Source organism: Pseudomonas sp. WS 5412 (genome assembly GCF_012985615.1).
Classification (GTDB): domain Bacteria; phylum Pseudomonadota; class Gammaproteobacteria; order Pseudomonadales; family Pseudomonadaceae; genus Aquipseudomonas; species Aquipseudomonas shahriarae.
Window position 1 is genome coordinate 25,216 of record NZ_JAARMB010000011.1, and the last position, 21,971, is coordinate 47,186.

19 protein-coding genes are annotated in these 21,971 nt (G+C 61.7%); 9 read left to right on the plus strand and 10 right to left on the minus strand.

Annotated features, from left to right (window positions below; translation table 11 throughout):
• Nucleotides 1-42 precede the first annotated feature (42 nt).
• From epd to fba, 5 genes are all read left to right on the plus strand, one after another.
• Nucleotides 43-1,128, plus strand: coding sequence for an erythrose-4-phosphate dehydrogenase (gene epd, locus HBR94_RS15915; protein WP_057960854.1), 1,086 nt, complete (start codon nucleotides 43-45; stop codon nucleotides 1,126-1,128).
• Nucleotides 1,125-2,288, plus strand: coding sequence for a phosphoglycerate kinase (locus HBR94_RS15920; protein ID WP_170045177.1), 1,164 nt, complete (start codon nucleotides 1,125-1,127; stop codon nucleotides 2,286-2,288). Before epd ends, HBR94_RS15920 begins: the two co-directional genes overlap by 4 nt.
• A gap of 29 nt (nucleotides 2,289-2,317) precedes the next feature.
• On the plus strand, nucleotides 2,318-2,542 hold the full coding sequence (locus tag HBR94_RS15925) for a hypothetical protein (RefSeq protein ID WP_057440235.1): 225 nt from the start codon (nucleotides 2,318-2,320) through the stop codon (nucleotides 2,540-2,542).
• Nucleotides 2,543-2,602: 60 nt separating this feature from the next.
• Nucleotides 2,603-2,938 (plus strand): MliC family protein, encoded by a 336-nt coding sequence (locus HBR94_RS15930; RefSeq protein WP_057960853.1) that lies wholly within the window; start codon nucleotides 2,603-2,605, stop codon nucleotides 2,936-2,938.
• Nucleotides 2,939-3,107: 169 nt separating this feature from the next.
• Nucleotides 3,108-4,172, plus strand: coding sequence for a class II fructose-bisphosphate aldolase (fba, locus tag HBR94_RS15935; protein ID WP_029297347.1), 1,065 nt, complete (start codon nucleotides 3,108-3,110; stop codon nucleotides 4,170-4,172).
• Nucleotides 4,173-4,353: 181 nt separating this feature from the next.
• Here the strand turns inward: fba and alr are convergent, their stop codons facing one another.
• Complete coding sequence (gene alr, locus HBR94_RS15940; protein WP_115129181.1) at nucleotides 4,354-5,583, minus strand: alanine racemase; 1,230 nt, start codon at nucleotides 5,581-5,583, stop codon at nucleotides 4,354-4,356.
• Nucleotides 5,584-5,714: 131 nt separating this feature from the next.
• A complete protein-coding gene (locus HBR94_RS15945; protein ID WP_170045178.1) occupies nucleotides 5,715-6,380 on the minus strand; it encodes a polysaccharide lyase family 7 protein in 666 nt (221 codons plus the stop codon).
• A 318-nt stretch (nucleotides 6,381-6,698) separates the two neighbouring features.
• Here HBR94_RS15945 and HBR94_RS15950 point away from each other — a divergent pair, with 318 nt between their 5' ends.
• Genes HBR94_RS15950 through HBR94_RS15960 form a run of 3 tightly spaced genes read left to right on the plus strand, consistent with a single transcriptional unit; the run spans nucleotide 6,699 to nucleotide 9,682 of the window.
• Nucleotides 6,699-8,819, plus strand: coding sequence for an EAL domain-containing protein (locus HBR94_RS15950; RefSeq protein WP_057440239.1), 2,121 nt, complete (start codon nucleotides 6,699-6,701; stop codon nucleotides 8,817-8,819).
• 42 nt (nucleotides 8,820-8,861) lie between these two features.
• A complete protein-coding gene (locus tag HBR94_RS15955) occupies nucleotides 8,862-9,368 on the plus strand; it encodes a M48 family metallopeptidase (protein ID WP_057440240.1) in 507 nt (168 codons plus the stop codon).
• 17 nt (nucleotides 9,369-9,385) lie between these two features.
• Nucleotides 9,386-9,682 (plus strand): winged helix-turn-helix domain-containing protein, encoded by a 297-nt coding sequence (locus HBR94_RS15960; protein ID WP_038444032.1) that lies wholly within the window; start codon nucleotides 9,386-9,388, stop codon nucleotides 9,680-9,682.
• Nucleotides 9,683-9,778: 96 nt separating this feature from the next.
• Here the strand turns inward: HBR94_RS15960 and HBR94_RS15965 are convergent, their stop codons facing one another.
• Nucleotides 9,779-10,231 (minus strand): GNAT family N-acetyltransferase, encoded by a 453-nt coding sequence (locus HBR94_RS15965; RefSeq protein WP_057960849.1) that lies wholly within the window; start codon nucleotides 10,229-10,231, stop codon nucleotides 9,779-9,781.
• Between the two features lie 257 nt (nucleotides 10,232-10,488).
• Between HBR94_RS15965 and HBR94_RS15970 the strand changes: the two genes are divergently transcribed.
• Nucleotides 10,489-11,226 (plus strand): transporter substrate-binding domain-containing protein, encoded by a 738-nt coding sequence (locus tag HBR94_RS15970; protein WP_057440242.1) that lies wholly within the window; start codon nucleotides 10,489-10,491, stop codon nucleotides 11,224-11,226.
• Between the two features lie 78 nt (nucleotides 11,227-11,304).
• Here the strand turns inward: HBR94_RS15970 and yccS are convergent, their stop codons facing one another.
• The 7 genes from yccS to HBR94_RS16005 all read right to left on the minus strand — a co-directional run bounded on the left by yccS (nucleotide 11,305) and on the right by HBR94_RS16005 (nucleotide 21,883).
• Nucleotides 11,305-13,488 carry a YccS family putative transporter gene (gene yccS, locus HBR94_RS15975; protein ID WP_057440243.1) on the minus strand — a complete coding sequence of 728 codons (2,184 nt, stop codon included), beginning with the start codon at nucleotides 13,486-13,488 and terminating at the stop codon, nucleotides 11,305-11,307.
• Between the two features lie 219 nt (nucleotides 13,489-13,707).
• Complete coding sequence (locus HBR94_RS15980; RefSeq protein ID WP_057440244.1) at nucleotides 13,708-14,886, minus strand: NAD(P)/FAD-dependent oxidoreductase; 1,179 nt, start codon at nucleotides 14,884-14,886, stop codon at nucleotides 13,708-13,710.
• 159 nt (nucleotides 14,887-15,045) lie between these two features.
• Entirely contained in the window at nucleotides 15,046-16,383 is a 1,338-nt protein-coding gene (dbpA, locus tag HBR94_RS15985; RefSeq protein ID WP_232545553.1) for an ATP-dependent RNA helicase DbpA, read from the minus strand.
• 131 nt (nucleotides 16,384-16,514) lie between these two features.
• Entirely contained in the window at nucleotides 16,515-17,942 is a 1,428-nt protein-coding gene (mdtD, locus tag HBR94_RS15990; protein ID WP_057960848.1) for a multidrug transporter subunit MdtD, read from the minus strand.
• A gap of 36 nt (nucleotides 17,943-17,978) precedes the next feature.
• On the minus strand, nucleotides 17,979-18,869 hold the full coding sequence (locus HBR94_RS15995; RefSeq protein WP_057444320.1) for an alpha/beta hydrolase: 891 nt from the start codon (nucleotides 18,867-18,869) through the stop codon (nucleotides 17,979-17,981).
• 255 nt (nucleotides 18,870-19,124) lie between these two features.
• On the minus strand, nucleotides 19,125-20,441 hold the full coding sequence (locus HBR94_RS16000) for a TldD/PmbA family protein (protein ID WP_170045179.1): 1,317 nt from the start codon (nucleotides 20,439-20,441) through the stop codon (nucleotides 19,125-19,127).
• Nucleotides 20,441-21,883: a TldD/PmbA family protein gene (locus HBR94_RS16005; protein ID WP_057440247.1), complete on the minus strand. Its 1,443-nt coding sequence runs from the start codon at nucleotides 21,881-21,883 to the stop codon at nucleotides 20,441-20,443. The genes HBR94_RS16000 and HBR94_RS16005 overlap by 1 nt, the downstream gene beginning before the upstream one ends.
• Between the last annotated feature and the right edge of the window lie 88 nt (nucleotides 21,884-21,971).

Sequence of the window (21,971 nt, forward strand, 5' to 3'; positions counted from 1 at the left end):
GATGGAACATTCAACACTGAACGAACATTGATCGAGAACCCCATGCCTCAACCCCGTCCCTACAAAGTTGCACTCAACGGCTACGGCCGGATTGGTCGTTGCGTCTTGCGTGCGCTGTTCGAGCGAGGGGCGGCGGCCGGGTTTGAAATTGTCGCCATCAACGATCTGGCCGACATGGCCAGCATCGAATACCTGACGCGCTTCGACTCCACCCACGGCCGGTTCCCCGGCGAAGTGCGGATCGACGGCGATTGTCTGCATATCAATGGCAACTGCGTGAAGGTTTTGCGCAGTGCCACGCCCGAGGGCATCGACTGGGCGGCGCTGGGCGTCGACCTGGTGCTGGAATGCTCCGGGGCCTACCACACCCGGGCCGATGGCCAGCGGTTCCTCGACGCCGGCGCGCCGCGCGTGTTGTTTTCCCAGCCGATGGCCAGCGAGGCGGATGTCGACGCCACTATCGTCTATGGGGTCAACCAGGACTGCCTGACCGGTGACGAGTTGCTGGTGTCCAACGCCTCCTGCACCACCAACTGCGGTGTGCCGTTGTTGCGCCTGCTGGACCAGGCGATTGGCCTGGAGTATGTGTCGATTACCACTATTCACTCGGCGATGAACGACCAGCCGGTGATTGACGCCTATCACCATGAAGACCTGCGCCGTACCCGCTCGGCGTTCCAGTCGGTGATTCCGGTGTCCACCGGCCTGGCTCGTGGTATTGAACGCCTGCTGCCGGAACTTGCCGGGCGAATCCAGGCCAAAGCAGTGCGCGTGCCGACGGTGAACGTGTCGTGCCTGGATATCACCATGCAGACTGTCAGCGACACCGACGCCAGCGAGGTCAACCGGATCCTGCGCGAGGCTGCCACCAGCGGCCCGCTCAAAGGCCTGCTGGCGTACACCGAGTTGCCGCACGCCAGTTGTGATTTCAACCACGACCCGCATTCGGCCATCGTCGATGCCAGCCAGACCCGCGTTTCCGGCCCCAGGCTGGTGAATATCCTGGCCTGGTTCGATAACGAATGGGGCTTTGCCAACCGCATGCTGGATGTTGCGGAGCATTATCTGCACATCGCTTCTTCAAAATTAGCCCTTCAAAATCAAGTAATTCAGGAACTGCGACCATGACCGTGTTGAAGATGACCGACCTCGATCTGCAAGGTAAGCGCGTACTGATTCGCGAAGACCTCAACGTCCCAGTCAAGGACGGTGTAGTCACCAGCGATGCGCGAATCCTGGCTTCGCTGCCGACCATCAAGCTGGCCCTGGAAAAAGGCGCGGCCGTGATGGTCTGCTCCCACCTGGGTCGTCCGACCGAAGGTGAGTTCTCCGCCGAAAACAGCCTCAAGCCTGTAGCCGATTACCTGAGCAAGGCCCTGGGCCGCGAAGTGCCGCTGGTGGCTGACTACCTGGGCGGCGTTGACGTCAAGGCCGGCGACATCGTGCTGTTCGAAAACGTGCGCTTCAACAAAGGCGAGAAGAAGAACAGCGACGAACTGGCCCAGCAATATGCTGCGCTGTGCGACGTGTTTGTGATGGACGCCTTCGGCACCGCGCACCGCGCCGAGGGTTCGACCCATGGCGTGGCCAAGTTCGCCAAGCTGGCCGCTGCTGGCCCGTTGCTGGCTGCCGAGCTGGATGCACTGGGCAAGGCCCTGGGCGCACCAGCCCAGCCAATGGCTGCCATCGTGGCCGGTTCCAAGGTGTCGACCAAGCTGGACGTGCTCAACAGCCTGAGCCAGATCTGCAACCAACTGATCGTGGGCGGCGGCATTGCCAATACCTTCCTGGCCGCTGCTGGCCATCCGGTAGGCAAGTCGCTGTACGAGCCGGACCTGTTGGACACCGCCCGTGCCATCGCGGCCAAGGTCAGCGTACCGCTGCCGGTTGACGTGGTGGTTGCCAAGGAATTTGCCGAAAGCGCCGAAGCGACCGTCAAGCTGATCGCAGATGTGGCGGCTGACGACATGATCCTGGATATCGGCCCGCAAACGGCGGCCAACTTCGCCGAGCTGCTGAAAGCCTCCCGGACTATCCTGTGGAACGGCCCGGTCGGTGTGTTCGAGTTCGACCAGTTCGGCAACGGCACCAAAGTGCTGGCCAAGGCGATTGCTGAAAGCTCGGCATTCTCCATTGCCGGCGGTGGCGACACCCTGGCGGCCATCGACAAGTATGGCGTTGCTGAGCAGATCTCCTACATTTCTACCGGTGGTGGCGCGTTCCTTGAGTTTGTCGAAGGCAAGGTCCTGCCAGCCGTTGAAGTGCTGGAAAGTCGAGCCAAGGGCTGAGACCCGCAGCCTGGAAAAGGAGCATTCCCATGATCAAGCCATTCGCGCTGGTGATTGCAGCAGGCCTGTTGGCTGGCTGCGGCAGCGCGCCCAAGGCGCCGGCAGACGACGCCCCAGGGGCTGCACCGCACAAGGGCTGCTACCAGGCCGACTGGCAGGCTGAAACCATGCCGGTGATCAGCAAGCGCATAGGGCCCGACGGGCTGGAGAAATACGATTCCCCGCCCAAAGGTAAGGAACAGGGTTGCCCTTGATGGGTCTGATTCACTAACCGACAGCAGTGGCGGCCTCGGGCCGCCGTTCGAGGATTGGCAATGAAAGGCGTTATCGCCCTGGCAGCACTGGCTCTATTGGCCGGTTGTGCCAACCTGAACATGTTCAACAAGGCACCAGCGCAGCAAGAACCATGGACAACCTGGGTATGCGACAGCCAGGCCCAGGTGAACTGGCGGTTTGTTGATACCGACCACAAGCAGGTGGATGTGCGCCTCGGCGGCTCCGACCTGGTGTATCGCCTCAAGGAAGATGTGGCCGCTTCCGGCGCGCTGTACAGCAATGAGCAACTGGCGTTTCACACAAAAGGTGAGGAAGGCCTGGTTTACTGGGTTGCCACCGATGATTTGATCGGCCGGGGCTGCAAGGCCCAGTAATACAGAGCACATGGGATCCGGTTCCAATTCGATAAAGATTGCGAACCGCACCCTGCAATAACGATTCAGCAGGCCAAGGCTCAACCCCTTGATCTGCAATAACTTGAATAGCAGCCGCCGCTACGGCAGGCTTGCACGATTAACGACCCTCGACCGGGAGAGAGACACAATGGCACTTATCAGCATGCGTCAAATGCTGGACCACGCAGCCGAGTTCGGCTACGGCGTCCCAGCCTTTAACGTCAACAACCTTGAGCAGATGCGCGCCATCATGGAAGCCGCTGACAAGACCGACTCCCCAGTGATCGTCCAGGCTTCGGCCGGTGCCCGCAAATACGCCGGCGCACCGTTCCTGCGTCACCTGATCCTCGCGGCAATCGAAGAATTCCCACACATCCCGGTGTGCATGCACCAGGACCACGGCACCAGCCCTGACGTATGCCAGCGCTCCATCCAACTGGGCTTCAGCTCGGTGATGATGGACGGCTCCCTCGGCGAAGACGGCAAGACTCCGACCGACTACGACTACAACGTGCGCGTGACCCAACAAACCGTGGCCCTGGCTCATGCCTGCGGCGTTTCGGTAGAAGGCGAGCTGGGCTGCCTGGGCTCCCTGGAAACCGGCATGGCCGGTGAAGAAGACGGGATCGGCGCCGAAGGCGTGCTGGATCACAGCCAGATGCTGACCGACCCGGAAGAAGCCGCTGACTTCGTCAAGCGCACCCAGGTCGACGCCCTGGCCATCGCCATCGGCACCAGCCACGGCGCGTACAAGTTCACCAAGCCGCCTACCGGCGACGTGCTGGCCATCGACCGCATCAAGGAAATCCACAAGCGCATCCCCAACACCCACCTGGTGATGCACGGTTCTTCCTCGGTACCGCAAGAGTGGCTGGCGATCATCAACCAGTACGGCGGCGACATCAAAGAAACCTACGGAGTACCGGTTGAAGAAATCGTCGAAGGCATCAAGCACGGCGTGCGCAAGGTCAACATCGACACCGACCTGCGCCTGGCTTCCACCGGTGCGATGCGTCGCCTGATGGCCACCAACCCGAGCGAGTTTGACCCGCGTAAGTTCTTCGGCGCCACTGTGACTGCGATGCGTGATGTATGTATTGCGCGTTACGAAGCGTTCGGCACGGCCGGTAATGCTTCGAAGATCAAGCCGGTGTCGTTGGAAGCGATGTATCAGCGGTATTTGAAAGGTGAGTTGAACGCTAAGGTCAACTAAGCCTCAGGTGTTAATAAAAAGCCCGCAGAGATGCGGGTTTTTTGTGCTCGCTATTTGAGGCCGCCTACAAACCAGTGTGGGAGCGGGCTTGCCCGCGATAGCGGTGTATCAGTCGATAAATGGATGACTGATACGCCCTCATCGCGGGCAAGCCCGCTCCCACATTTGGATGGTGTTCGGCTTATTTATCGACCAGTATTTTGGGGTTTGAATTCCCCCACACCGTATAAAGGTCAGCCAACAACGCCCCATTGATATCCTCTACCTCCGCCTGGGTGGTCTGGACATTCCCCTGCTTGCCAAACAGCACCACCTCATCCCCGCTCTTCACGGTTGGCACATCCGTCACATCCACCATCAGCGTGTTCATCGACACCTTGCCCACCACCGGCACCCGATGCCCGTTGATCAGCACGATGCCTTTATTGGTGAACGCCCGGCGATAGCCGTCGGAATAGCCCACGGTGATGTTGGCCAGTTTTGAATCGCGCTTCAGGGTGTAGGTGCGGTCGTAGCCGACGGTGTTGCCTTTCGGGTAGCTGTTGACCGAGGCTACGTGGGATTTGAACTGCATCACCCGCTTGTATTCGGTAAACGACGGCACGGTGTCGCCAAACAGCAGGCCGCCGGGGCGTACCATGTCCAGGCGGGACTCGGGCACTTCCAGGGTGGCGAAGGAGTTGGCCGCGTGCAGGGTGATTTTACTGCGGTCCAGTTGGGCGACGTTGATCAGCCAATTGGCCTGCTCGTTGAAGGCCTTGAGACCGGTGCGTACGTCGGCGGCGTCTTCGACGGCGAAGTGGGTCATGATCGCCTTCACTTCCAGGTTCGGCACCTTGGTGATGGCTACGGCGTCGCGGCGGCCCTGGGCAGTGGTCATTTCTACGCCATTGCGGCTCATGCCACTGGAGTTCAGGCCCAGGTGTACCACCAGCGGGCGGCCATGATGTTCGGCGATCAGGCTGGCGCGCACGGCGAAGTCGAGGTTGCCCACCAGTTCTTCGACGTTGTACGGCAGCGCCGCTTCCAGTTCGCTCAGGGCGGCTGTACGCACGCGGATCAGTTGACCCTTGAAGCCGCTTTCGCGCACGACGCGGGCTTCTTCATTGCTGGCCACGCCCACGCAAGGCACACCGAGCTTGATCACCGATGGCATCAGCAGGCCAATGCCGTGACCGTAGGCGTCGGCCTTGAGCACGGCGCAGATTTTCGACTTGTCGGCGAGGCTGGTTTGCAGGGTACGGATGTTGTGTTCAAACGCGGCTTTGCTGATCTCAACCCAGGCGTTGCTGTCCTGGATACTGACCTGGGCCACCCCGTCGGTCATCGACAAGGGCGGGGCAGCGAAGGCCGGGTTTTGCAGCAGAACCATGCCCATGGACAGGGCGAGTAGGGTGCGAGTGAAGGGCATTGATGAGTCTCCATGACTTTCTTATAGGTAAGCATTGCGCATGCGCGGCGCCATACTCGAATTGTCCTACAAGAAAGTCGAGACCCAGGGTCGCGGTTCTGTCCTAAAGCGTCGTGAGAATGATCAGACTGTCAGTTGTGATCAATATCCAGCTTGGCAAATGTCACCTTGCCGCCTTCCTTGCTGTCGCCACTGTTGTCTTGCACATATACGCCGGCCTTGAAGTACAACGGCTTCTTGCCCCAGGCGGCACCGAGGCGTTCGTTCCATTGGCCGTTGGCGGCCTCGATGCTCAGCAGACCGGCTTTGTTCAGGTGGATGACGTAGGTGAAGTTGCGCTGCAGGGGCACATTCTCGGCCACGATAATCACCCGGCCTTTGCTGTCATCGGGGCGCATGCGCACCTTGGCGACGATGTTGCCGGTCTGGTTTTTTTCCTTGTATTGGTATTCGACTTTGACCAGCGGTTTCTGGCTGTCATAGGCGTGAATCTGACCGATCACGATCTTGCCCGAGGAGGGCACCTGGTTGATGGCCAGGGTGGCGCGCAGGTAGTTGTCGGCCTCTGGGTAGGTCCAGTTGCGCAGCCGGCCGTCGGCATAGGTTTCCCGCAGTTCGCTGCGCGGGTAGATGGCGTTTTCGGTACGGGTACCGGTGACGGGGGACCAGAATTGCACGCTGCTGCCTTCGGCCTGGAAGTATTTGCCATTGAAACCACTGAGCAGTTTGGGGGTGTCGATGGTGGCTGGCGGGGTGCCAACAGGGATGCTCAGGTTCCAGGTGGACAGATCAATCATTGAGTGCGCCTTTGCTGTACGAAAGAAGGGTCAAAAGGCTTTGGCCCAAGGGCTGGCGCGTTCTTTATAAGCGGCTGGTAACGGTTTGTTAATGATTTTATGGCGGTTTATTGGCGCCAGTGGTCTGTCAAAAAGCCATCCTTCCCGTAATCCGTGGGCTGTAGGCGCTGACCGTTAGTCGGTTGTGTGGCCTTTGGCGCAATGATGGCATCGGCGCACCTTCTGCTTTATGGGATCCAAGGCTAGAGTGACTCCACATTGAATGTCCGGTTTTGTCGCAAAAATGACCGGAATGAACCCTCAAGGAAGAGATGCAGCATGGAATGCGCTCCAACCCCGGCCGAAGGCTGCTCAGTGCTCCTGGTGGTCGATGACTACCCGGAAAACCTGATCAGCATGCGCGCGCTCCTGCAGCGCGACGACTGGCAGGTGGTGACGGCAGCCTCCGGCGAGGAGGCCCTGGGGCTTTTGCTCGAAACTGACGTGGACCTGGTGCTGCTGGATGTGCGGATGCCGGGTATGGACGGCTTCGAAGTGGCGCGCTTGATGCGCGGCAGCCAGCGCACCCGCATGACCCCGATCATCTTCCTGAGTGCCACTGAGCAATCGCCCGCCGCAGTGCTGGAGGGCTATGCCAGCGGCGCTATCGACTACCTGTTCAAGCCCTTCGACCCGCTGATCCTCAAGCCCAAGGTCCAGGCCTTGCTGGAGCATCAGCGCAACCGGCGGGCCTTGCAGCGCTTGAGTCATGACCTGGAGCTGGCCCGGGCCTTCAATGCCTCGGTGCTCGACAACGCCGCCGAGGGCATTCTCGTGGTGGGCGAAGACGGGGTGATCAGCTACGCCAACCCGGCTATTTCGCGACTGCTCAACGCCACGGTGGGCGAGTTGCAAGGCCAGGCGTTCCTGGGCTTCCTGCAAAAACCCCATATGCCCGACTGGTTTGCCTGCGAGTTGTACACCGGCTACCTGCGCGGTGAAACCTGGCGCCTGCACGACGCGATCCTGCGCACGGCGCCCGGCCAGCAACTGCCGGTGGCCATGTCCTGTGCGCCCTTGCCCCGCGAACAGAAGGCCATGGTGGTGACCGTGCAGGACATGTCGCAAGTGCGCCATCTGCATCAGCAACTGGAGTCCCAGGCCGTCACTGACCCCCTCACCGGTTTGCTCAATCGGCGTGGTTTCTATCAGACCGTGGAGACGATCCTGTTGCGCAACGAGCGCAGCGAGCATTCCACGGTGCTGCTGTATATGGACCTGGATGGCTTCAAGCGGGTCAATGATTCCGTAGGGCACGATGCCGGCGACCGGGTACTGCGCTGGGTCTCGGAGCAATTGGCGCTGTGCCTGCGCAGTTGCGACATTCTCGGCCGCCTTGGTGGGGATGAGTTCGTCGCGTTGCTGGAACTGGAATACCCGGAGCAGGCTGCCAAGCTTGCCGAACAGTTGATCGAGCGGGTGTCGATCTGCCAGCAAGTGGACGGCCTGGAGGTGATGCTGGGGGTCAGTATCGGCATTGCCATCTTCCCCGATTGCGGCCGCGACCTGAGCGGCCTGCTGCGCGCTGCCGATATCGCCATGTACGAAGCCAAGCGCGCCGGGCGTCAGCAATATCGCTATTACGATCAGGAAATGAACGGCCGGGCCCGCTCGCGCCTGATGCTTGAAAGCAGTGTGCGCGAGGCCATCGACCATAAGCAGGTGACCTTGGTGTACCAACCCCAGGTGTCCCTGGTGGACGGGCACTTGCGCGGGGTCGAAGCCTTGTTGCGCTGGCAGCACCCGAGTGTCGGCGATGTGCCGCCCGGGTTGTTCCTGCCCTTGCTGGAGGAGGCGCGCCTGATCAGTCAGCTCAGCAGTTGGATCTTCCACCAGGTGGCGCTGGCGCGACAGGCCTGGGCCCCGGTCATGAGTGATGACTGGGTGCTGAGCGTGAGCCTGAGTAGCAGCCAGTTCAATATGCCCAACCTGGCGACCCAGCTGCAGCAGGCACTGGAGCGACATGGGTTGCAGGGGCGGCAACTGGAAGTGGAAATAGCCGAAGAAAGCCTGATGCACAATATCGAAGAGTCCACCAAGCAGCTCAAGCAACTCCGGCGCCTGGGTGTGCGAATAGCCCTCGATGACTTTGGCTCGGGCAACTGCTCCCTGGCGCATCTGCGTGACCTGGAGTTCGACACGCTCAAGCTCGACCCCGGCCTGGTTGCCCGCGTACTCAACTCGCCACGGGAGGCCGCGCTGGCTCGCAGTATTATCGAGCTGTGTGGGCACTTCGGCTTGCTGGTGATTGCCGAGGGCGTGGAAACCCTTGAGCAATGCCACTGGCTGCAGGCCAATGGCTGCCAATTCATCCAGGGCCCGCTGGTGGCCCCGTCGCTGATGGCCGACGATATTTCCCAGTGGCCGCAGCCTTTCGCGCTGCGCGCAGGCCCCTGCTGAATTCGCTACACTGGCGGTCTCACGCCCCTGCCGTTCGAACCCATGACTGCGCTGAAATACCTCCAGGCCTATCCCGCCGCCCTGCAAGAGCAAGTGCGCCAATTGATCGCCAAGGATCAATTGGGCGACTACCTGCACCAGCGTTACCCCGAGCGCCATGCGGTGCAGAGTGACAAGGCGCTGTACAGCTACGCCCTGGCCCTGAAGCAGGAGCACCTGCGCAATGCACCGGCCATCGACAAAGTGCTGTTCGACAACCGCCTGGACCTGACCCATCGCGCCCTGGGCCTGCACACCACGATTTCGCGGGTGCAGGGCGGCAATCTCAAATCCAAGAAAGAGATCCGCATCGCCGCGTTGTTCAAGGACGCGGCGCCGGAGTTCCTGAAGATGATCGTTGTCCACGAGCTGGCGCACTTCAAGGAATCGGACCACAACAAGGCGTTCTACAAACTCTGCGAATATATGTTGCCCGGCTACCATCAGGTGGAATTCGACCTGCGGGTGTACCTGACCTATCGCGACTTGCAGGGCGCAGCGCGGGATTGAACCAAGAGGAAGCGAGCATGGATGTGAGCAAGACCAAGAGCAGTTTCTACCGCCGCCTGTATGTGGCGTATCTGATCGACAGCCAATTGGCCAGCAGCGTCCCGGCGTTGACCGAAGTGACCGGCATGCCCCGGCGCACGGCCCAGGACACCATCGCCGCATTGGCGGACCTGGATATCGTCTGCGAGTTCGAGCAGGAAGACGGCGCCCGCAATCATGCCGGGCGCTATCGGATTCGCGATTGGGGGGCGATTGACCGTGGCTGGATCGAGCGCAACCTGGTGCAGGTCAAGCAGGTGTTGGGTTATCCCTGAAACTGGGTTGGCAGGCCTGACGCTATCGCGGGCAAGCCCACTCCCACATTTGACCGCAATCAACCTGTGGGAGCGGGCTTGCCCGCGATAGCATCCTCAAGCGCGCCGCATCCCAATATGCGGAATATCATCCTCCAGGTATTCCTCACCCTCGACCTTGAACCCGTATCTGCCGTAGTACCCCTGCAAATGCGCCTGGGCTGAAAGAAAAATCGGTGTCTGCGGCCAGATATCGTCGATCTGCTTGAGGGTTTCCTCCAGCATCTGGTGGCCCAGGCCAGTGCCCCGGGCTGCCTCGGCCACCAGCACGCGGCCGATTACCACGTCACCGCCATGCAGCTCCGGGTCCAGCAGGCGCAGGTAAGCCACCAATTGGTTGTCCTTCCAGGCCATCAGGTGGTGGGTGTCGCCCTCCAGATCCTGATCGTCGATGTCCTGGTAGATGCATTTCTGCTCGACGACAAATACCTCTGCCCGCAGACGCAAAATGGCGTAGAGCTGTTCCTTGCCCAGATCATTGTGGTGCTTGCAAACCCAATCGACAGTCATCGTTCCATCTCGCATAAAGACCTGGCCTGGATAGTAATGCCCTGGCCGGCAACTGTCTTGGGGGGTGGCATAAACACCTGTGAAACCTTATTTTTTGTGAATGACGTCAATTTGCCATCTTTGAGTGCTTTCGCGGTTCAGTTCTTTGTGTAATCTGCTGTACACCGCGAGCGATAAGCTACAGTCAGGTGCCTGGGCATTGTTCTTCCAGACGCCATTGCCCGCAAGGAACTGCCCGCTGTGCAAGGACATTAAGCATGCTGCGACTGTCTCGTGCCGTTGCTTTGCTGGTATTGCTGTTGCTGGTCCCGACGGTGGCCGCAGAACGTTTGCGCCTGGTGGCAGATGCATGGCCGCCGTTTACCGATGCGACCCTGCTCAATGGCGGGCTGGCCACCGATATCGTCAGCACCGCCCTGGCGCGTGCCGGCTTTGCCAGCGATTTCGAGCAGGTGCCGTGGGCGCGGGCGTTGATGGGGGTGGGCGACGGGCGTTATGACGTGTTGATCAATGCCTGGTACGACGAGGCGCGTACGCAGTTGGGGCAGTTTTCCGACGAGTACCTGCTCAACCGCGTGCGTTTTATCAAGCGCCGTGATGATCCCATCGAGTTCCAGAACCTGCAGCAACTGCATGACTATCCCGTCGCCGTGGTACGCGGCTACGCCTATTCGGCGGAGTTCGATGCCGATCCCCAACTGCAAAAAGTCCCGGTGCATAACTTCGCCATGGCCGTGCGCATGCTCGCGGCCCGGCGCGTGCGGCTGACGGTCGAGGATGAGTATGTCGCGCGTTTTCACCTGGCGCGGGAATCACCCAGGGTGCGCAACGCGGTGGAATTCCTGCCCAAGACCTTGAGTGAGAACAGCCTGCATATTCTGGTCAGCCTGAAAAATCCCAGGCATGAGCAGATTGTTGCCGGGTTTGATCGGGAGATTGCCCGGATGAAGGCAGATGGCAGTTATGCGCGTCTTCTCAAGCAACACGGGATGTAGTGTTCTTGAGGCCGCCATCGCGAGCATGCCCGTATTCGCAGATCAAAATGTGGGAGCGGGCTTGCTCGCGATAGGGCTCTAAGCCGCACTGGTTTCCTTGATCAAATGCGCCGCCAGCGTGCGCAGCGGCCCCAGTTGCCGACAGATCAATGCCAACTGCGTCTGCACCAGGCGCTGTGCTTCGTCGATCTCATCCGGCATCTGCTCCAGCTCCACTGCCAGCGCTTCCTCGGCATCGCTCTGCACCGCAATCGGCTGTTTGTTCGCCAACCCACTGGCGATTTCGTCGATGCTCGTGGCGAGGGTCTTGCCCGCGCCTTCGATCAGGTGCTCACGCACATCGGCCGGCAGTTGGGTGTCGCGGTGGGCACCCAGCCCCGACAGGTAACTGAGCAAGGTGTGGGACAGCACCAGGAAGCGGAAGCCAACGTCGGCTTCCTTACGGAAGTGCCCCGGCTCCATCAGCATATTGGCCAGGGTGGTGGACAGCGCGGCGTCGGCGTTGTGCGCATTGCGCCGGGCCAGGCGGTAGGCCAGGTCGTCGCTCTTGCCGGCGGCATATTGCTGCATGATCTGGCGCAAGTAGATGCTGTTGCAGGTCAGGGTGTTGGCCAGCACTTTGTTCAGGCGTCGGCCTTGCCAGTCCGGCAGGAACAGGAACACCGCCAGCCCGGCGATCAGGCTGCCGAGCAAGGTATCGAACAGGCGCGGCAGGAACAGCCCATACCCATCGCCCACCTGGTTGAAGCAGAACAGCACCATCAGGGTAATGGCGGCGGTGGCCAGGGTGTAGCGGGTGGTGCGGTTGATAAAGAACACCAGCCCGGCGGCGATGGCGAACATCGACTGCACCAAGGGGTTAGGGAACAGATCGAACAGGGCCCAGGCCACCGTCAGGCCGATGGCCGTGCCGACGATCCGCTGGCCAAGCTTGCGCCGCGTGGCGCCGTAGTTGGGCTGGCAGACGAACAGGGTGGTGAGGATGATCCAGTAGCCCTGGGACGGGTGGATCAAATGCACCATGCCGTAGCCGACACTCAGCGCCAGGGGCAGGCGCAGGGCGTGACGGAACAGCAGCGAAGTCGGGGTCAGTTGGGTACGCAGGCGCGTCCACATTTCCTTGAGGTTGCGCGGCGAGCGGTCCAGCAGGCTGCTGTCGCTGGCATCTGCCAGGCTGTCGGGGTTGCTGGCGTCGCTGAGCAGGCGGTCGAGGGTCGACAGGTTGGCCGCCAGCGCGCGCAACGAACGCAGCAGGCCACGCCAGGCCGGGTTGCTCTGGATGCGCAGGTGTTCGAGGGAGGCATTCAGGTCGCCCAGGGCCTCGGCGAAGCTGGCGTCATAGACAAACGGCTGGCGCAGCTGGATCGACTCGGCGAGGGCCTGGCAGGCCTTGCCTTGCTGGCGCAGCAGGCGCTGGCAACGGAACAGCACATCGCTGTGGAAGAAGGCTTCGGCCAGGGCGTTGTAGGGGTAGTGGGAGGAACTGGCGCGCTCGTGGATGTCCTGGGCCAGGAAGTACAGCTTGAGGTAGCGACTGACCTTGGAACCAGGCCGGCCATTGCCGACACGGTGCAGGATGATTTCCTTGGCCGCATTGAGCGCCGCCACCACCCGGCCATTTTGTTGCGCCAGCTCCAGGCGCCGCGCTTCGACGTCCAGTTGGCGAATGGGCTCGAACAGCGATGACTTGAGCTTGAGGTAACGCCCCAGCTCGCGAAACAGCCGGGCCAGGCTCTGTTGCACCGGCTGGTTGGAAAACATTGCCTGCCACAGCACCGACAGCGCGCCGTACCAGGCGGCACCGGCTACCAGCAGCAAGGGTTCGTGCCAGAAGTCGGTGACGGCGCCGCCGCGCTGGTCCACGCCGATCATGGTGTAGACCGACAGAATCAAAGTGGCCGAGGCAATGGCGCCATAACGCTCGCCCAGGGCGCCGAGCATGGTCAGGCAGAAACTCGCCAGGGCGATGGCGATGGCAAAAATCCACGGGTAGGGAAACAGCAACTCCACCGACAGCGCCGCCACGCTGAAACACACCAGCGTCACCGCCAGCGCATTGAGGCGGCCCTGCCAGCTGTCATCGGTTTCGGCCAGGGCGCTGGCGATAATCCCCAGGAACAGCGGGATCAGCAGCGACATTTCATCCTGATACCAGCACAGCGCCATGCTGCCGGTGAGGGCGATAAACACCCGTACGCTGTAACTGAACTTATCCAGTGCCCAAAGGCGCCGCATGGACTGCTTGAACGAGGTCGAGGACATGAAGTCTGGGGTCTTCCGGGACGATGCCGCTAAATTGAGCCAGTAATGACGTCACGGCAAGCGTGGCGATCACATTCATAAGCAAAAATTGTTTTGGCACACCCCATCAAAATGTGGGAGCGGGCTTGCTCGCGAATGCGGAGTGTCAGTCGCTGAATGAGCTGACTGACCCACCGTATTCGCGAGCAAGCCCGCTCCCACAGTTGATCACATTACCGTTCAGGCGTACTGCGCCGCCGCATACCCCGAAGCCCAGGCCCACTGGAAGTTGAACCCGCCCAGGTGCCCGGTCACATCCAGCACTTCGCCGATAAAGTACAGGCCGGGGCTTTTCAGCGACTCCATGGTCTTGGACGACACTTCCCGCGTATCCACCCCGCCCAGGGTGACTTCGGCGGTGCGGTAGCCCTCGGTGCCGGCCGGGACCAATTGCCAACTGCCCAGCTTGGTAGCGATATCTGCCAGTTCGGCGTGGGTGTACTGCTTCATCGGCTTGGACACAAACCACGTCTCGGCCAGCAGGTTGGCCATCTTCTTGGTGAAGATCTCGCCCAGCAGGGTCTTGAGCTCGCTGTTGGGGCGCTCGGCCTGTTGCTGTTGCAGCCAGGCGTGGGCGTCGTGGTCGGGCAGTAGGTTGATTTCTACCGTGTCGCCGGGCTCCCAGTACGAGGAGATCTGCAAAATCGCCGGCCCGCTCAGGCCGCGATGGGTGAACAAAATGTTCTCGCGAAAGCTCTGGTCGTTGCAGCTGACCAGGCAATCGACCGAGGTGCCGGACAGCTCGCCACACAGTTCCTTGAGCTGATCGGTGATGGTAAACGGCACCAGGCCTGCACGGGTCGGCAGCAGTTCATGGCCGAACTGCTTGGCCACCTGATAACCAAAGCCGGTGGCGCCCAGGGTCGGAATCGACAGGCCACCGGTGGCAATCACCAGGGACTCGCAGCGCAACTCGCCGAGGGTGGTCTGCAGTTGGTAGCCGCTGTCGAGCCTGGCGATCTCCTGGATCGAGGTGTCCAGGTGCAGGCTCACGCCGGTCTGGATGCATTCGTCGAGCAGCATGCCGAGGATGTCGCTGGATTTGTTATCGCAGAACAGCTGGCCGAGCTTCTTCTCGTGGTACGGCACGCCATGCTTGGCCACCAGCCCGATGAAATCCCACTGGGTGTAGCGGGCCAGGGCGGATTTGCAGAAGTGCGCATTGTGCGAGAGGAAGTTGGCAGGCTCGGTGTACATATTGGTGAAGTTACAACGGCCACCGCCGGACATCAGGATCTTCTTGCCGGCCTTGTTCGCATGGTCGATCAACATCACCTTGCGCCCACGCCCGGCGGCGGTCAGCGCGCACATCAAGCCTGCGGCGCCAGCGCCAATGATCACAACTTCGGTCGAGCGCAAAACGGTGTCCTCACAAAATATTGATCTCAAATGCAATCAGAAATGTGGGAGCGGGCTTGCTCGCGAATACGGACTGTCAGCCAACCCATCTGGCGACTGGTACACCGCATTCGCGAGCAAGCCCGCTCCCACATTGGATCTCCATTGAATCGAAGAACTTTACAGGATCCGCACGCGCAACGAGCGGCCCTTGATCTTGCCGTCATTCAAACGCTGCAACGCCTGCTTGGCGACGCTGCGTTCCACTGCCACATAGGCCTGGAAGTCAAAGATCGCGATCTTGCCCACCTGGGCGCCCGGGATCCCGGCTTCACCGGTCAGCGCGCCGAGGATGTCGCCTGGGCGGACCTTGTCTTTACGACCGGCAGCAATGCACAAGGTGCTCATCACCGGCAGCAGTGGCGCGCCGCCCTGGGATTTGAGGTTGCTCAGTTGATCCCAGTTCAGCGGGGCCTTTTGCAGCAGTTCGATGGCCTGGGCACGGTGTGCCTCGGACGGCGCCACCAGGCTGATGGCGATCCCGGTCTCACCGGCACGCCCGGTACGGCCGACGCGGTGGATGTGGATTTCCGAATCGCGGGCCAGTTCGACGTTGATCACCATGTCCAGCGAGTCAATGTCCAGGCCTCGGGCCGCCACGTCGGTGGCCACCAGTACCGAAGTACTGCGGTTGGCGAACATTGCCAGCACCTGGTCACGGTCGCGCTGTTCCAGGTCGCCATGCAGGCCGACTGCAGAAATGCCCTTGGCGGTCAGGTGATCCACGGTTTCCTGCACTTGCTGCTTGGTAAAGCAGAAGGCCACGCAAGAGGCCGGACGGAAGTGCGACAGCACCTTGGTCACCGCGTCCATGCGTTCTTCCGGGGAGATTTCGTAGAAACGCTGCTCGATCTGCTCATCGGAGTGGAACGCTTCGGCCTTGACCTGCTGCGGCGCGCGCATGAATTTGGAGGCCAGTTGCTTGATGCTCACCGGGTAGGTGGCCGAGAACAACAGGGTCTGGCGACGGGCCGGGGTCTTGCTGATGATGTCTTCGATGGCGTCGTAGAAACCCATGTCGAGCATGCGGTCGGCTTCATCGAGGATCAGCGTGTTCAAACCGTCCAGCACCAGCGAACCCTTGCGCAGGTGTTGCTGGATGCGGCCCGGGGTGCCGACGATGACGTGGGCGCCATGTTCCAGGGAAGCGATCTGCGGGCCGAGGGACACGCCGCCGCACAGGGTCAGCACCTTGATGTTGTCTTCGGCGCGGGCCAGGCGGCGGATTTCCTTGGCCACCTGGTCAGCCAGCTCGCGGGTCGGGCACATCACCAGGGCCTGGCAACCGAAGTAGCGCGGGTTGATCGGGTTCAACAGGCCGATGCCGAAGGCGGCGGTCTTGCCGCTGCCGGTCTTGGCCTGGGCGATCAGGTCCAGCCCCTTGAGGATCACCGGCAAGCTTTGCGCCTGGATCTGCGTCATCTCGGCATAACCCAGCGAGTCAAGGTTAGCCAGCATGGCGGCGGAGAGCGGCAAAGTATTAAAAGCGGTGGCGATGGTGGTCACGGGACAGACTCTGCAAAAACAAAATGTCGCGCAGTGTACCAGCCCCGTGGGAATTTCCCTGCAAGTTCTAGACGAGACGCCGCCTAATGCTCAATGTCGTGCTCGCGGCTGACCACTCGTTTGCCGTCTTTTGGCGACAATTGCAGGAAGATCGCCGCCGCCAGCATCGCCATGATGCCCACGGTGAGGAACGTCAACTGGAACGCCTCGAGCACGGTGTTGACCCCATCGTTACCGGCTTGGGCAGTAAACCCGCCAAGCAGGGCACCGGCGCAGGCCACCCCCAGGCTCAGGGCCAGTTGCGCCACCACCGACAGCAGACTGTTGCCGCTGCTGGCCTGGGCATCGTCGAGGTCGATCAGGGTCACGGTGTTCATCGCGGTAAATTGCAGGGAGTTGATCGCCCCCAGTACCGCGAGCATCGCCAGCAACAGCGGGTAGGGCGTCTGTTCGCTGACCAGGCCCATGCTCGCCAGCATCATGCCCAGCAGCAGGGTGTTGCCGGTGAGCACGACGCGATAGCCCAGGCGTTCGATCAACGGCCGGGCGACCGACTTGGCGACCATCGCCGCTGCCGCCAGGGGCAGCATGCTCATCCCGGCCTGGGACGGCGAGTAACCCAGGGCGATCTGCAGCAGCAACGGCACGAGAAACGGCAGGGCGCCGCTGCCCAGGCGCGCGAACAGGTTGCCGAGAATGCCCACGGCAAAGGTCCGGGTCTTGAACAGCACCGGCGAGAACAGTGGGTTTTCGATATGCCCGGCGCGCAGCCAGTAGGCCGCCAGGCACGCCATGCCACCGAACAGCAACAACATCACGCGCAAGTGCGGCAGGTGCAGCTCGCCCAGGCCTTCCATGGCAATGGTGATCAGCACCATTGCCGCGCCAAACAGCAAAAAGCCCAGGCTGTCGAAGCGAGTACGCTCGCTGCCGCGCAGGTCGGGGATGAATTTCCACACGGCGTAGCAGCCGATCATGCCCACCGGCAGGTTGATCAGGAAAATCCAGTGCCAGGTCAGGTACTGCACCATCCAGCCGCCCATGGTCGGGCCGAGCAGGGGGCCGAGCAGGCCGGGAATGGTGATAAAACCCATGATCCGCACCAGCTCCGAGCGCGGGTAGGCGCGCAGCACCACCAGCCGGCCCACCGGCAGCATCAGCGCGCCGCCCAGACCCTGGATCACCCGTGCGCCCACCAGCATGCTCAGGCTGCTGGACAGGGCGCACAGCAGCGAGCCGATGCTGAACAGCATGATCGCGCCGAAGAAAATCTTCTTGGTGCCGAAACGGTCGGCGATCCAGCCCGAGGCCGGGATCAGCAAGGCCACGGTGAGCATGTAGGCGATGATCACGCCCTGCATGCGCAGCGGGTTTTCCGCCAGGTCCTCGGCCATGGCGGGCAGTGCCGTGTTGAGAATCGTGCCGTCGAGCGACTGCATGAAGAAGGCAATCGCTACCACCCAGGGTAACCAGCGGGCGGTCTTGGCATCGAGCACGACACGATTCGGCATGAGATCCCTTTTTGTTAGCAGGCTATGGGTTGCCGATTATGCGCCAACCTCTGCCGATTTTCCCACTGGCGGTTCGTCTATATCAGCGATGGCCACGTCCTTGCCCACCAGGAAGTCGATCAGCGCGCGATGCACCGCCAGCGCCGCCTCCCGCGACTCCAGGTCGAGCAAATGGCCGGTGTGCTCGGCGCTGGCAAAGCTGCTGCGGCCCACGTATTGCTTGAACAGTTGGGCTTCATTGGCCGGGGTGTATTCGTCCAGGGTGCCGTTGAGAAAATGCACCGGGGTTTCGATCTGGCGCAATTGCGGCAGGTAGTTGCCATCGCCCAGGGCAAGCACCTGATGAATATGAAAGCGCGCCTGGCGGTACTCGGTGGTGGCCATGGTCGACAGGTGCCGATGGTTATTGCGCTTGAGCCGGCTGGAGAGGAATTTGCCGACGGTCTCATTGAGCAAGTGGCCGACGGCAGACTTGTCATCGGCCTCGATCAGCACCCGCACCCGCTCCACATATTCGAGCATTGCCGGGTTGAGATTGGGTGCCAGGGCCATCACCACCGAGCTTTCGATGGAAGGCGGGTTGTGCGCCAGGGTCAGCAGGGTCGAGATGCCACCCCAGGAGGCCGACACCAGGTGGTTGACCTGGAAACGCTCCACCAGCGCCCGCAGGATCTCGACTTCGTCGTCCTTGGTCACCAGGTCCAGATCAGTGTTGTGGGGGCGCGAATAGCCGGAAAACGGCAAGTCGAACATCAACACATTGAAATGCTCGGCCAGGCACTTGCTGGTGCGGGCGAATGAGCGGGTGGTGGACAGCGCGCCGTTGACCAACAGCACGGTCTTGCGTTGCGGATCGTTACCCAATTGCTCTACGTGAACGTTGTAGTGCTTGAACAACTTATCAATGACAAAACTTCCTTGGTACATGTCAACGCTCCGGCTCGCCCAGTCCCGGGCGAGGTCATGCATCATTTGCGAACAAATGGGTTGAGAGTGGCGGGATGCCACTAACCGTTATAACGAGGTTTTCGAGCGTCGACAACAGTCCGCCAACCAACGGGATGCTGCCAGGGAAGGTTCATCAGAACCCAGGGTATTCCCCTGTAGGAGCCAGCTTAAATTGTGGCAAGGCGCGCGCTTGTTGTGGCGAGAAGCCCCCTCGCCACAGCACAAGCCGGGCGTTTACAAGGTCAGGGTCAGGCGTTTTACCAACGCGCCCGGCAGCAGGTTGGACGAGGTGTTGCGTTCGCCATAGGTGCTGGCCGACAGCAGTAACTCGCGCTCGGCGGTCAGCGCTTCCAACTGCGACCCCAGCAGGTGGTAGACGCTATCGTCAAAGCGCATGGTGCTGACCGGTGCCTTGATCTCGCCGTCTTCGACCCAAAACGTGGCGAAGCGGGTCATGCCCGTCAGGCGCGCCGCCGGCTGGTCGGAGTAGTTCAGGTACCACAGGTTGCTGATGTACAGGCCGGTGCCCAGTTGCTTGAGGAGATCGGCCTGGGCCAGGCTGCCGGCGGCCATCTGCAAGGCGCTGGGGGACTCATCGCCGCTGGCGCCGTTGGTGCTCAAGCCGTATTCGGCGGCGCTGCGCGAGTTGACCAGTTGCCCTTGCGCCTGGCCATTGGCGATCAAGGTCACGTCGTTGCGCGGGTAACCGTCCCGGGAAAACGCCGGGCTCAGGGAACCGGTGATCTGTTCGCCCATGCCCACCAGCGGGCTCAGGGCCTGGTCGCCGGCATACAGGCGCTGCAACGGGCTGCCCTTGCTGGCGATGGCCTGCGCAGAAAAACCACCCCAGGCGAGCATGCCGATGATTTCTTCCATGGCCGCCGGTGCCAGGTAGGCGCGGTATTGGCCGGGCGCCAGGGTGTGCAAGGGCCGGCCAAGAAACTCCAGTTGTTCGCGGGCTTGCTGCAAGCGCTGGGCAAATGCCGCGCTGTCCCAGGCATCGCCGGCGTAGCTGGCCTTGACCGCTTCGCCATTGGCATGGAACAGGCTGAAATCAAAGTTGAAGCTATTGGCCTGGTGCCAGCCAAAAGCCCCCGACGAGCTGGCGAACCCGCGACTGATCGGCCCGGCGGCATAGATGCCGACCAGGTCGAAACCTTGGGCGCCCTGGCTGATTTCGCCCAGGACTTGATCGAGGTCCGGCAGCGCCTGGGCCTGCTCGCTGCTGTTTTGCCAGGCCGTGTGATTGAGCAGCAGGTAAGGATCTTTGGGCAGCAAGGGCAAGGTGTCGCGCAATTGCTGCAGGCCCTCGGCAAGGCGCTGGCGGTCCACCTCGGGGGCGCCGGCCAGGGTGATGGCCAGGTCGGCGTGCCGGCCATCGTTGATCAGCTTGAGGTTGACGCTGGCCTGCTGTACCTGGCCGGCCTGGCGCACCTTGGCGTGGTTGAAACGCACGAATTCGGACGACTCCGCCGCGTAGCCCAGATGAAACTGTTCCCCATCGGCGATGGCCTGCTTGAGCCATTCCACCAGGTCCTTGAAAGCCTTCATCAGGCGTCTCCCCCAAACACATCCACATCGCTGAAGACACACGCCGGCGATGCATGGCCGACGCGGATCACTTGGTTCGGCTCGCCCTTGCCGCAGTTGGGCGTGCCCAGCACCTTGAAGGTGCTGGCATCGCCCACGGCACTGAGCTTGCGCCAGAACTGCGCGGAAATCGCCCGGTAGTTGGGGTTCTTCACCACGCCCTTGAGTTCGCCGTTCTCGATCAACTGGCCCCACTCGCAGCCGAACTGGAACTTGTTGCGCGCATCGTCGATCGACCAGGAACGGTTGGTCGACATCAGGATGCCGTGCTCGATGCCGCCGATCAGTTGCGCCAGGCTCTGGTCGCCAGCCTCGATATTGAGGTTGGCCATGCGGTCGATGGGCGCGCGGTTCCAACTGCTGGCGCGGCTGTTGGCCACGCCGCCCATGCCCGAGCGGTACTGCGACAGCGCCCCGCCCAGGGGCTTGAGCAGCAGGCCGTTGCGGATCAGGAACTGCTTGTTGGCGGGCGTGCCGTCGTCGTCATGGGCGTAGCTGGCCAGTTGCTCGGGAATGTCCGGGTCAAAGGTCACGTTGAGCAGGTTGGAGCCGTATTGCAGGTGCCCGAAGTCGCTGGCCTTGACGAAGCTGGTGCCGGCGTAATTGCGCTCGTCGCCGAGAATGCGGTCCAGCTCCAGCGGGTGGCCGATGGATTCATGGATCTGCAGGATCATCTGGTCGGGCATCAACAGCAGGTTCCGCGGGCCCTGGGGCGTGTTGGGGGCCAGCAGCAGTTGCAGGGCCTCGTCGGCCACCCGTGGCGCGGCGCCTACCAGGCCGAAGCGGCTGATCACATCAAAGCCGCCTTGCTGGCCAAAGTTGCTGCCACCCAGGGTGCGGGTCTGGCTGTCGTTGCCGTGGTAGGCGGTCACGTTGACGCCGGGGAACACAAAACGCTGGGCCTGGCGCAGTTGCGCGCCGGCGCTGTTGAGGTAGATCTGTTCAACGTGGGTGGTGCCCAGGCTGACTTCCCAGTTCACCAGGCGCTCGTCCCTGGGCACGGCCGCTGACTCTGCGCCGAGCAGTTGGTAGCAGTCGCTCAGGGACGGGAAGGCTTGGTCGAGCTCTGGCGACAGGTAGTCGGCGATGTCGCTGGACACCGGCTGGTCGCGCAGGTCGAGCAGGGCGTGGGGCTTGATCCGCCGGGCCTGTTGTTCGGCACGCTCGAGGGCCGCTTGCAGGCCGGCCAGGGAAATATCGTGGGTGGCCGCGTAGGCTTCGACACCGTTGAGGCGCACGGTGAGCATGGCGCCTTCGTCGCGGCCCAGGTGCGGCGGTTCGGCGACATTCTTGCGCACCGACAGGTACTGGCCGGACTCGCGCACGTAGCGCAGGGAGAAGAATTCGGCGCGGGTGCGCAGGGCGGCGAAATGTTGTTTGAGTTGCGGGTGTTTGTCGAACATGGGGCCTTCCTTGTGGGCGGTGATGGCTTTGAGGGCCCCATCGCAGGCAAGCCAGCTCCCACCTTTTGAATGTGCTCACAAATCAAAA